The sequence below is a fragment of the Cupriavidus sp. 8B genome, from assembly GCF_054589115.1.
Map to the genome: position 1 here is coordinate 20982 of NZ_BAAILO010000015.1, position 11908 is coordinate 32889.

The 11908-nt window shown below is 67.1% G+C and carries 9 protein-coding genes; 8 read left to right on the plus strand and 1 reads right to left on the minus strand.

From position 1 onward, the window contains the following. Window positions 1–12 precede the first annotated feature (12 nt). The 6 genes from ACYP5B_RS01585 (at window position 13) to ACYP5B_RS01610 (ending at window position 6899) form a co-directional block, all read left to right on the plus strand. Window positions 13–897, plus strand: coding sequence for an alpha/beta fold hydrolase (locus ACYP5B_RS01585; protein ID WP_459568300.1), 885 nt, complete (start codon window positions 13–15; stop codon window positions 895–897). A gap of 88 nt (window positions 898–985) precedes the next feature. Next, window positions 986–1639: a TetR family transcriptional regulator gene (locus tag ACYP5B_RS01590; RefSeq protein WP_400091382.1), complete on the plus strand. Its 654-nt coding sequence runs from the start codon at window positions 986–988 to the stop codon at window positions 1637–1639. A gap of 130 nt (window positions 1640–1769) precedes the next feature. Further along, window positions 1770–2738 carry a Bug family tripartite tricarboxylate transporter substrate binding protein gene (locus ACYP5B_RS01595; RefSeq protein ID WP_459568301.1) on the plus strand — a complete coding sequence of 323 codons (969 nt, stop codon included), beginning with the start codon at window positions 1770–1772 and terminating at the stop codon, window positions 2736–2738. A 29-nt stretch (window positions 2739–2767) separates the two neighbouring features. Then, window positions 2768–3958: a M24 family metallopeptidase gene (locus ACYP5B_RS01600; RefSeq protein WP_459568302.1), complete on the plus strand. Its 1191-nt coding sequence runs from the start codon at window positions 2768–2770 to the stop codon at window positions 3956–3958. 236 nt (window positions 3959–4194) lie between these two features. After that, window positions 4195–5964, plus strand: a complete 1770-nt coding sequence (locus tag ACYP5B_RS01605; protein WP_459568303.1) for a putative bifunctional diguanylate cyclase/phosphodiesterase — start codon at window positions 4195–4197, stop codon at window positions 5962–5964. Between the two features lie 356 nt (window positions 5965–6320). After that, window positions 6321–6899: an acyloxyacyl hydrolase gene (locus tag ACYP5B_RS01610; protein ID WP_400091485.1), complete on the plus strand. Its 579-nt coding sequence runs from the start codon at window positions 6321–6323 to the stop codon at window positions 6897–6899. Between the two features lie 39 nt (window positions 6900–6938). Here ACYP5B_RS01610 and ACYP5B_RS01615 read toward each other — a convergent pair whose 3' ends face one another. After that, window positions 6939–8444 (minus strand): aminotransferase-like domain-containing protein, encoded by a 1506-nt coding sequence (locus ACYP5B_RS01615; RefSeq protein WP_400091389.1) that lies wholly within the window; start codon window positions 8442–8444, stop codon window positions 6939–6941. Between the two features lie 359 nt (window positions 8445–8803). Here ACYP5B_RS01615 and aptA point away from each other — a divergent pair, with 359 nt between their 5' ends. Both aptA and ACYP5B_RS01625 read left to right on the plus strand, forming a co-directional pair. Continuing rightward, window positions 8804–10135 carry an omega-aminotransferase AptA gene (gene aptA / locus ACYP5B_RS01620; RefSeq protein WP_459568304.1) on the plus strand — a complete coding sequence of 444 codons (1332 nt, stop codon included), beginning with the start codon at window positions 8804–8806 and terminating at the stop codon, window positions 10133–10135. 46 nt (window positions 10136–10181) lie between these two features. Further along, complete coding sequence (locus tag ACYP5B_RS01625; protein ID WP_400091391.1) at window positions 10182–11699, plus strand: CoA-acylating methylmalonate-semialdehyde dehydrogenase; 1518 nt, start codon at window positions 10182–10184, stop codon at window positions 11697–11699. Window positions 11700–11908 lie beyond the last annotated feature (209 nt).

Here is an 11908-nt window from a genome sequence, read left to right on the forward strand (position 1 = left end):
GGAGGACGGATTGTGTTCGAAGGTTTCACCCCGCACCGCATTCCATGCGGCGATGTCGAGATCAACGCCATCGTCGGCGGCCAGGGCCCTGCGCTGCTGCTGCTCCATGGCCATCCGCAAACGCATGTGATCTGGCATAAGGTCGCCGCCACGCTGGCGCGGCATTTCACGGTGGTCGCCACCGACCTGCGCGGCTACGGCGACAGTGGCAAGCCCGCCGGCCTGCCGGACCACGCCAACTACAGCAAGCGCAGCATGGCGCAGGACCAGGTCACGGCAATGCGCGCGCTGGGCTTCGCGCGCTTCCTGGTGATGGCACACGACCGCGGCGGGCGCGTGGCGCACCGCATGGCGCTGGATCATCCGGATGCCGTGCGCCGGCTGGTCACGCTCGATATCGCGCCCACGCTGGCGATGTACGAGCAGACCAACCTGCAGTTCGCGCTGGCCTACTATCACTGGTTCTTCCTGATCCGGCCCGCGCCGTTTCCCGAGACGCTGATCGAGGCCGATCCGGCGCTCTACCTGCGCAGCACCATGGGCAGCCGCAGCGCCGGCCTGGCGCCGTTCACCGAGGCGGCCATGGCGGAATACCTGCGCTGCCTCAGCCTGCCGGGCGCGGCGCACGGGCTGTGCGAGGACTATCGCGCCAGCGCGTCGATCGATCTCGAGCACGACCGCGCCGACCTGGCCGCCGGGCGCAAGGTCGAGTGCGAGATGCTGGCGCTGTGGGGAGAGCAGGGCGCGGTGGGCCGCTGCTTCGCGCCGCTGGAGGAGTGGCGCAAGGTGGCGCGCAACGTGAGCGGCAAGAGCCTGCCGTGCGGGCACTACATTGCCGAGGAAATGCCGGAACTGCTGCTGGATGAGACGCTGCCCTTCCTGCTGGGCGCAGGTTAAGGACGCAACGGGCGAATGCGCAGCGAGCCGGGCTGGCTTACACTCGCTGTCTTCGCCCCTGTGCCCAACCGAACGCATTCTCCAGCCCATGCCGCCCCGCAAGAATCCCGCCGCTGCCATCGAAACGCTCGACACGCTCGCGCAAGGCCGCGCTGCCAGCGACCAGGCCATCCAGCTGCTCGACGGCGCCGTCAACCACGTGCTGGAACACGGCATCGGCGACTTGTCGCTGCGCCATATCGCCGAAGCGCTCGGCACCAGCCACCGCATGCTGATCTACTACTTCGGCTCGGCCGACCAGTTCTGGGAGGCGGTGCTGCGCCGCATCCGCCATGCCGAGCTGGATGCGCGCGCCAGCCTGGCCGCCAGCGAGCCCGATCCCGCGCGGGCGCTGGAGGTGGCCTGGGCGCGCTACTCGGCGGATAACTACCTGCCCATCATCCAGTTGCTGTTCGAGATCTACGGCCGCGCCATTCGCGATCGAGAACGCTTCCAGGTGTTCCTCGACGACGTGATCGGCAGCTGGACCGGCGCGCTGACCGAGCGCTTTCACAAGCAGCTTGGCTTGAGCTTGAGCGAGGCGAAGCTGCGGGCTCGCGTCGAGGTGGCCACCGTGCGTGGCTTGCTGCTGGACCTCGTCACCACGGGCGACCGCAAGGGCACCACCGCTGCGCTGAAGTACTTCGCGCGCATGCTGAATGCGCCGAAGGCCGCGGGCGCGAAATCCGATCCCGAAGCCTGATCCGTGCGCGGCGCCGGCATCGGCGCCGCGGCCCTGCAAAATTTTTTCCCTCTTTATGTACCACATGGTACAGTAAACCGGACGCGCCCGATGCGAGGGTGCCGCTCAGGGGATTGAAGAGGAGATCGAAGTGAAGAGACGCACACTGATATTAAGCGCCGCGCTCGCCGCGGCGGGCATGGCATATGGCGCCGCCGGCTGGGCGCAGGACTGGCCGCAGCGCCCCGTCAGGCTGGTCGTGCCGCAGGCCGGCGGCACGGGCAACGACGTGCTCGCGCGCGCACTGGCCGAAGCGCTGGGCAAGCGCTGGGGCCGCAGCGTTGTCGTGGAAAACAAGCCCGGCGCCAACGGCGTGCTGGCCATCAACTATGTGCTGCAGCAGCCGGCCGATGGCTACACTTTGTTCTTTGCCGGCGTTTCCAACCTGGCCTTCAATCCCTTCCTGTATCCCGCGCTGCCTTATGTGCCGCAGCGCGACCTGACCGGCGTGGCGATGCTGGCCAACTCGCCGTTCGTGCTGGTGGTCGCGCCGGCGATGCATGCCACCAGCTTTGCCGAATTCGTGCGGCTCGCCAAGGCGCGGCCGGGCGGCATCAGCTACGCCTCCGGCGGCATCGGCAACTCCACGCACCTGGCCATGGAGCTGGTGGCCGAGCGCGCCGGCGTCAAGCTGCAGCATGTGCCGTTCAATGGCGCCGGTGGCTCAACCAGCCTGATGTCGGGCGAGACGCCCGTCATGATGAATGTGCTGGCAGGCGTGCAGCCCTATATCGCCGGCAAGAAGCTGGTGGCGCTGGCCGTGACCGGCGAGCGGCGGCTGGCCGCGTTGCCAGATGTGCCCACCTTCAAGGAGCTGGGCTACGACGAGGCGGTGCCAGGCTGGTACGCCATCGTGGCGAAGTCGGGCACGCCGGCGGCGCTGGTGCAGAAGATCAACGCCGACATCGCTGCAGCCATGGACGAGCCGGCATTCAAGGACAAGCTGGCCAACCAGTTCCTTGACGCGATCAAGGGTCCGCCCACCGAGGTGGAGCGCTACATGCAGCGCGACGCGCAGGCGTGGGGCCCCATGATCCGCAAGCTCGGCATTGCCCTCTGACCCCGTACCCACTACCAAGGAGACAAGACATGCCGCAGATCACGACTGCCGTGCGCGACTACCGCCTGGCCATGATGCACGCGCTGATGGACCGCATCCACGTTGACGCGCTGGTGTTCAGCACGCCGGATTTTTTCCAGTTCGCCACCAACTTCCAGCTGGATGTCTGGCCATGGGAGCGCCCCGTATTCGTGTTCGTGCCGCGCAACGGCGAACCCTTCGCGGTGATGAACGAACTGTCCACCAACCACATGCGCCTGTGCACGGAAAGGGAGAAGGTCTGGCTGCGCGACGTGACGTACTACGCCGAGCATCCGCGCGTGTCGCAGCGGCTGGCGCTGGCGCCGCAATTGCCCGAGGTGGTGGCGTCGCTGCTGGCATCGCATGGGCTGGGCGGATCGCGCATTGCCGTGGATGTGGCTCATCCGATCCTCGCGGCGGCGCAGCGCTACCTGCCGGAACTCACGCTGCGCCCTGCCATGGCCGAGATGCGCGGCATGCGCTGGGTCAAGCATGCGGAAGAACTGCAGGTGATGCGCGAGCTTGGAAGCCTGACCGACTGGGTGCAGGACCGCTACCGCGAGAACATTCGCCCGGGGCGGCTGGTGCAGGAGCTGGACCACGCCATGTCAGCGCTGATGGTGGAGGAGGCCGCGCGCCGCTTCCCCGGCGAGGATTTCGACATCCTCAAATGCTGGACGCTGACGGGACCGGCCTCGGCCTCGCCGCATGGCGACGGCGCCGCGTGCGGCGCGCGCATCGCGCCCGGCGATACCATCGTGAACCTGATCCTGCCGCGCCTGAACGGCTACTACGTGGAGAACGAGCGCACGTGGTTCTGCGGCAAGCCGGACGAGCGCCAGGCACGCTGCTACCAGGTTGCCGCCGAGGCCACAGATGCGGCGGTGGCGGCTGCGGTGACCGGGCGCCGCGTCTGCGACATGGACGCCGCCGCGCAGGCCGTGATCGAGCGTGCGGGGCTGGGCGAGACCATCTTCCACCGCACCGGCCACGCGGTCGGGCTGATGCTGCACGAGTATCCGGAAGACATGGCCTTCAACACGCGCGCGCTGCTGGGCGGCGAGGTCTACTCGGCGGAGCCGGGGATCTATGTCTACGGGCTGGGCGGCTTCCGGCTCGACGATACGGTCGTGGTGGGCGAGCGCCCCGAGGTCATCGTCAAGACGCCAAAAACGCTGGAGTATGCAACGGTAGCGTGACGCAGGCGACAAGTGGGGGACGACGGGGGGACGACGGGGGGATGACGGGGGGATGATGGGGGGAAGCCGTATGTGGCCGGTGGTCATCGTCGCGGGCATTGGCGCGCAATCCCTTCGGCCAAAGGCAGGTGCCGGCACACCAGTGCGGGGCGTTCGAGGATAAAATGCGGCCGACGCCTGCCACCTGCCGCCATGTCAATCGTGATTCATGCGGTGCTCGGACGCCCCCCCTCGACATGGACGACTCTCCCCAGCGCGCGCCACTTTTGCCCTGCCATGCCAATCCCGCGAACATGCCGCCTGCCAAGGCGTTGCCCACGCATCTTGCCGGGATGCTCGATCGCATCTCGGATGGCATCATGTCGCTCGACCGCGAGTGGCGATTCACCTACGTCAACCAGGCCACGGAGCGCTTGCTCAAGCGCAGCCGTATGGAGCTGGATGGGCGCGGCATCTGGGAGTGCTATCCGGACCTGATCGGCTCGGCGTATTACCGTACCTACCGCGAGGCCGCCGCCAGCGGCGTACCGCGCACCTGCACTGCCTACTATCCCCCGCTGGCATGCTGGTTCGAGGTGCGAGCCTTTCCCGATGCGAACGGTCTTACCGTGCTCTTTCGCGACGTTAGCCGCGAACGGCAACAGTCGGCCCAGCTTGAATACCATGCCGATCACGACTACCTGACCGGCCTGCCAAACCGCCGGCGCTGCACACTGGTGCTGGCGCGCGCGGTGGCGCAAGCGGACGAGGACCAGGTGGCCGTGCTGCCGGCCGGCATGGAAGCGCAGGCGCCGCCCGCCGGCGGGGTGGTGGTGCTGTTCGTCGATCTCGACCGCTTCAAGGAAGTCAACGATGCCTTTGGCCATGCCGTGGGCGATATGTTGCTGTGCCAGGTCGCCGAACGCTTTCGCGCGCTGCTGGCCCCCTCGGCTTTTGTTGCGCGCGTCGGTGGGGACGAGTTCGTGTTCATACTGCGCGACGCGCGGCCGGGCCAGGCCGAGCGTTTTGCCGGCACCATCCTGGCCGGCGTGTCGCAGCCGTTCCAGGTGGACGGCCACACGCTGCTGCTGGGTGCCAGCGTAGGGATCGCGCAGTGGCCCGAGGCCGGCGACACCGCCGACACCCTGTTGAACCACGCCGATGCCGCCATGTATGCGGCCAAGGCCGCGGGGCGTTTCCAGTTCCGCGTCTTCCACCTGGACCTTGCCCAAGGCTTGCGCCAGCGGCTGCAGCTGCGCGCCGACCTGCATGCCGCGATGGCCGACGACCAACTGGTGCTTCACTTCCAGCCGCAGTGGTCGCTGTCGGATGGCAGGCTCACGGGCGCGGAGGCGTTGCTGCGCTGGCAGCACCCCACGCGCGGCCTGCTGCCTCCCGCTGGCTTTCTCGATGTGCTGCTGGAGTCGCCGCTGGAGGCGGCGGTGGGGCTGTGGGTCATGCGCGCCGTGTGCCGCCAGATCGCGGCTTGGCGGCGTGCCGGCCTGCCGGTGCCCAGGATCTCGCTCAACCTGTCGGCGCGGCAGCTGGTCATGCCAGGGCTGGCGGGCTTGCTGGCGGACCTCGCGCGCGAGCACGAGGTGCCATGCGGGCTGCTGGACGTGGAGGTCACCGAGGACACCCTGATGACCGACCTCGACAGTGCCGCCGCGGCGCTCGACGAACTCGGGCGCTGCGGCATCAGCGCCTCGCTGGACGATTTCGGCTCCGGATACTCGAGCCTGGCCTACCTGACGCGCCTGCCGGTTGCGACACTCAAGATAGACAAGTCGTTTGTTGCTGTGCTTGGCAGTGCGCCCGAGGCACTGGCCGTCATTCGCGGGGTCATCGCGCTGGCGCGCTCGCTGGGCATGAGAACCCTGGCGGAAGGCGTGGAGACCCGTGACCAGCAACGCTTGCTGACCGAGGAGGGCTGCGACGCGGCGCAGGGCTACCTGTTCGGCCGGCCAATGCCAGCAGCGGATTTCGCCGTGGTCATGGGCCAAAACGCCGTGGCGCGGGGGGATTGACGCTGCGCGGCAACAGCCCCCGCAGTGCCGCGAGCATCAGCCGTCCCGGAGGTGCATAATCGCTCACCGAAACGTCGAGCCCTAGCCCGATTTCGCCGGTCTCAACATACATTCATGACTGGATGTATAATTCCGTAATTATTCGCTTGTCCCCAAGCGATTATTGCGGAAATTGACCATGACTTACCGATTTATTGCCGGGTGCATGACCGCCTGGCTCGCGATCTGCGTGACCGCGGGCTGGGTAGTGGAACGCCTCTGGTCCTGAGTACGGGTGGTCGGCTTTGCCGCTGGGAGGTGGCAAGGTTTTCGCTAGGACTTGCCATTCTTCGCGGTAATTACCACCCATCATGCACATGACCAACGACAAGAAGAACACCGGCCTTGCCCACCGGTTTGCATTGCGTATCAAGGCGCTTGGCGCCGTTGCTGCCCTCGGCGCATGCGCTGCCGCGCACGCCGATCCTGGGGTGCACGTGGCCATCGGCCGCGATCCCGGCCACAACATCGACAAGTACGAAGTTGGCGTGAACTGGGATTCCGGCTTTGCCTGGGGCAACCCGCAGGGCTGGCTGGCCAAGCTGCAGTGGGAGGCCGAACTGGCCGAATGGAACGCCCGCAGCGGCACCAATCACCAGAACGTGACCGAATTCGGCTTCTCGCCGATCCTGCGCGTGGAGAAGCGCGGCGGCTCGCTGGTGCCTTTCCTGGAAGCTTCGGTTGGTGTGCGCATGATGAGCCACAAGGCCACCTCCGACGAGCACCGCTCCGGCAGCCTGTTCCAGTTCTCCGACATGATCGGCGTGGGCATGGCCTTTGGCCCCAAGACTGCCTACGAAGCCGGCTTCCGCTACCAGCACGTCTCCAACGCCGGTATCAAGCAGCCCAATCCGGGCAGCGGTTTTTACACGGGTTACGTGCGCTATCGCTTCTGATCTTGCAAAAATGGCTGGCCTGGCCTGATGCCGTGACGCTCAGGCCAGCTTGACCATGCCTGCGCGCGGGGCGCGCGTGCCGCGGGAGGCGGGTTCGGTTTCCACGCCTTGTGCTTCCCGGCTGCGCAGCGCGTCAAAAAATCGCCACAGCGCGGGTGCATCGCTGGTTGCCACGTTGAACCGTATCCAGGGCGAGTCGCCTTCTTCCGGCTCGAAATAAGACCCCGGCGCCAGCCAGATGCCGTGCTCCAGCGCCAGCGTCGCCAGGCGGTTGCCCGACAGCGCGGCCTGGTCGCCGCCGCCTTCCGGCCGCATCCTTGCCCAGGCGAACATCCCGCCTTCCGGGCGCAGCATCACCTCCAGCCCGTGCGCTTCCATCTTCTCCGTGATCCGGTCCTGCTGGGCGCGCAGCCGCTCCGCCAGCGCCGCCACATGGCGGCCATAGTGGCCGCTGGTCAGCACCGAGTACACCAGCCGCTCGGTCACTTCCGATGACGTCAGCCCCACGGCCATCTTGGTGCGGGCCAGCGCCTTGGACAGCTCCGGGCTGGCCGCCAGGTAGCCGACCCGCAGCGATGGCGTGATCGTCTTGGAAAAGCCGTTCACGTAGATCACGTGCGAGAGCCCGTCCATGGCCGCCAGCATGGGCGAGCCGGCCGGCGCCAGCTCGCGGTAGATATCGTCCTCCACCACCAGCAGCCGGTATTGCTCGGCCAGTTGCAGCACGCGGTGCGCGTTCATGCTGGTGAGCGTGCCGCCGGTGGGGTTCTGCAGCACCGTGTTGACGAACAGCGCGCGTGGCGCGTGGGTGCGGATGGCGTGGTCCAGCGCGTCGGTGTCGAGCCCGCTTGCGGTGCGGCGCACGCCCACTACCTGCAAGCCGGCGAGGCGCAGGATTTGCAGCAGGTTGCAGTAGCAGGGGTCTTCCACCAGCACGGTGTCGCCCGGGCGCAACAATGTGCGGACCACCAGGTCCAGCGCCTGCGTGGCGCCCTGGGTCAGCACCACTTGCTGGGCCTGCACCGGCATGCCGTACTGGCTGAGCCCGGCGGCGATATGCTCGCGCAGCGCGGCGAAGCCGTAAGGGTGGCCATAGCCCGAGACCTGCGCGGCGGGCACTCGCGCCGCAGCGCGCATGGCCTGGTGCAACCCTTCCTCGTTGAGCCAGTCGCCGGGCAACCAGCCCGCGCCCGCCTTGATCGGCACCGAATGATCGGCGAACACATCCGACAGCAGCCATGCGGCGTTGAGCCCGGGCGCCTCCCAGCGCGCCGCCGGCGCATGGCCGGCCGGCGCGTGGCGGTGTGCCACTGTGTAGCCCGATCCCACGCGCGCGCTCAGGTAGCCCAGCGCGGTCAGGCGGCCGTAGGCCTCGGCCACGGTGAAGGTGCTGACTCCGTGCTGCTGGGCAAAGTGCCGCACCGACGGCAGCGCCACGCCGGCGCGCAGCACGCGCCGGTCCACCAGGCTGGCGATGCCGGCCACGATCTGCTCGGTGAGGGTGTCGCCGCTGCGCCGGCTGCGGACGAGTTCAAGGTTCAGCATGCGTTACATGTAAGGATGGACCTGTACAGTTTAATGGGCGTAGCAGTTCGATGGGAAGCAACGTCACGGTGCCGGGTTTTGCCGCGCTGCAACGTGAATCCGGCTGCTGGCGGGACTTTGGCTGTCGTGGCGAGCGATGCAGCGGGATCCACAGGCGTGATCGTACGCCTTCGGCATTTTTTGATCTGTACAGTTGTCTCACTCTTAACTGTACGGTAAGGCGAGGTTCTGTCGACCGTATATTCTTTAAGCCGGGCAGGGCCGCTACAGTGGCCGCATTCACCAGAATCAACTGACAACCCGGTGCGGCGCCAACCGCCGCCGCCCAAGCCAATACCAATTGCTCCTGAGGAGGACGTATGGATGCCGCCAAGACTGTGATCCCCGATCTCGATGCCCTGTGGATGCCGTTTACCGCCAACCGCCAGTACAAGGCGGCCCCGCGCCTGCTCGACTCCGCCAGCGGCATGTACTACACCTCGCATGACGGCCGCCAGATCCTCGACGGTTGCGCCGGCCTGTGGTGCGTCGCTGCCGGCCATTGCCGCCAGGAGATCGCGGACGCGGTCGCCCGCCAGGTGCAGACCCTGGACTACGCGCCGCCGTTCCAGATGAGCCACCCGCTCACCTTCGAGGCCGCCACCAAGGTAGCCGCCATCATGCCGGCCGGGCTGGACCGCATCTTCTTCACCAATTCGGGCTCGGAATCGGTCGACACCGCGCTGAAGATCGCACTGGCGTATCACCGCGCCCGTGGCGAGGGCCAACGCACCCGCGTGGTCGGCCGCGAGCGCGGCTATCACGGCGTTGGCTTCGGCGGCATGGCGGTCGGCGGCATCGGCCCCAACCGCAAGGCCTTCTCGGCCAACCTGATGCCTGGCACGGACCACCTGCCGGCCACGCTGAATATTGCCGAGGCAGCTTACTCCAAGGGCCAGCCGACCTGGGGCGCGCACCTGGCCGACGACCTGGAACGCATCCTGGCGCTGCACGACCCGTCCAACGTGGCCGCCGTCATCGTCGAGCCGCTGGCCGGCTCCGCCGGCGTGCTGGTGCCGCCGGTGGGCTACCTGGAAAAGCTGCGCGAGATCACCAGCAAGCACGGCATCCTGCTGATCTTCGACGAGGTCATCACCGCCTTCGGCCGCCTGGGCGCGGCCACAGCCGCCGAGCGCTTCAAGGTCACGCCGGACCTGATCACCATGGCCAAGGCCATCAACAACGCAGCCGTGCCGATGGGCGCGGTGGCGGTCCGGCGCGAAGTGCACGACACCGTGGTCAACGCCGCGGCACCGGGCGCCATCGAGTTCCTGCACGGCTACACCTATTCCGGCCACCCGCTGGCCATGGCTGCTGCCATCGCTACGCTGGATATCTACAAGAACGAGAACCTGTTCGGCCGTGCGGCCGAGCTGGCGCCGAAGTTCGAAGCCGCGGTGCACGCCGTGCGCGGCGCGCCGCACGTAAAGGACATCCGCAACCTCGGGCTGGTCGCCGGCATCGAGCTGGAGCCGCGTCCCGGCCAGCCGGGCGCGCGCGGCTACGAAGCCTTCCTGAAATGCCTGGAGCGCGGCGTGCTGGTGCGCTTCACCGGCGACATCCTCGCCTTCTCGCCACCGTTGATCATCACCGAGGCGCAGATCGACGAGATGTTCGACACCGTGAAAAAGGTCCTGCAAGAGCTGCAGTGATTGCAGCGAATGCCGCGGCCGCAGAGACAAGACAAGGAACACTGACGTGAACATCGCAGAGAACCGGCAGATCGCCGACATCGCGCACTACATCGGCGGCACCGTGCGCGCCGCCTCGTCGGACCGGTTTGCCGACGTCTTCAACCCGGCCACCGGCGCCGTGGCCGGGCGCGTGGCGCTCGGCTCGGCGCAGGACGTGGATGCCGCGGTGGCCGCGGCGCACGCCGCGTTCCCGGCCTGGTCCGAGACCGCGCCGCTCAAGCGCGCGCGCATCCTGTTCAAGTTCAAGGAGCTGCTCGACCGCCACCATGACGACCTCGCCGCGCTGATCACGCGCGAGCACGGCAAGGTGTTCTCGGATGCCAAGGGCGAAGTCACCCGCGGCGTCGAGATCGTGGAGTTTGCCTGCGGCATTCCCAACCTGCTCAAGACCGACTTCACCGACAACATCGGCGGCGGCATCGACAACTGGAACCTGCGCCAGCCGCTGGGCGTGGTGGCCGGCATCACGCCGTTCAACTTCCCGGTGATGGTGCCGATGTGGATGTTCCCGGTGGCGCTGGCCTGCGGCAACACCTTCGTGCTCAAGCCGTCCGAGCGCGATCCCTCGCCCTCGCTGCTGATTGCCGACCTGCTCAAGCAGGCTGGCTTGCCGGATGGCGTGTTCAACGTGGTGCAAGGCGGCAAGGAAGCCGTTGACGCGCTGCTGGCGCACAAGGACGTGCAGGCGCTGTCCTTCGTCGGCTCCACGCCGATCGCCGAGTACATCTACACGGAAGGCACCAGGCGCGGCAAGCGCGTGCAGGCCCTGGGCGGCGCCAAGAACCACCTGGTGGTGATGCCCGACGCCGACCTCGACCAGGCCGTGGACGCGCTGATCGGCGCCGCCTATGGCTCGGCCGGCGAGCGCTGCATGGCCATTTCGGTCGCCGTGGCGGTGGGCGATGTCGCCGACAAGCTGGTGCCGCGCCTGGCTGAGCGCGCGAAATCGCTGAAGATCCGCAACGGCATGGAAGACGATGCCGAGATGGGGCCGCTGGTGACCGCCGCGCACAAGGCCAAGGTCGAAGGCTATATCGCCAAGGGCGTGGAAGAAGGCGCCAAGCTGGTGACCGACGGCCGCGGCCACAAGGTCGAGGGACACGAGAACGGCTTCTATGTGGGCGGCACGCTGTTCGACAACGTCACGCCGGACATGACCATCTACAAGGAAGAGATCTTCGGCCCGGTGCTGTCGGTGGTGCGCGTGCATGACCTGGCCGAAGCGGTGGACCTGATCAACGGCCACGAGTACGGCAATGGCGTGTCCTGCTACACCAGCGACGGCGGCGTGGCACGTGCATTTTCGCGCCAGATCCAGGTGGGCATGGTGGGTATCAACGTGCCGATCCCGGTGCCGATGGCATGGCACTCGTTCGGCGGGTGGAAGCGCTCGCTGTTTGGCGACCATCATGCTTATGGCGAGGAGGGCATTCGCTTCTACACGCGCTACAAGAGCATCATGCAGCGCTGGCCGGATAGTATTGGCAAGGGCGCGGAATTTACGATGCCGGTGGCTAAGTGATGGATTTGGATGACGGGGGGCGCTGATTGTGTTTGTTTGAGCGGCGATGGCGTTTGCATCCAACAGCCGTACGACATCCCCCTGCGGGGGCTGCCGGTCACTCTTCTTTGCGTCGGCAAAGAGGGTGAGGACAAATTCAGGCATTGGTCAATCGGCGTACGAGCAAACGTGCCTGAGATAGCCAGACCCAGGCGGTTGCGCTGGCGATG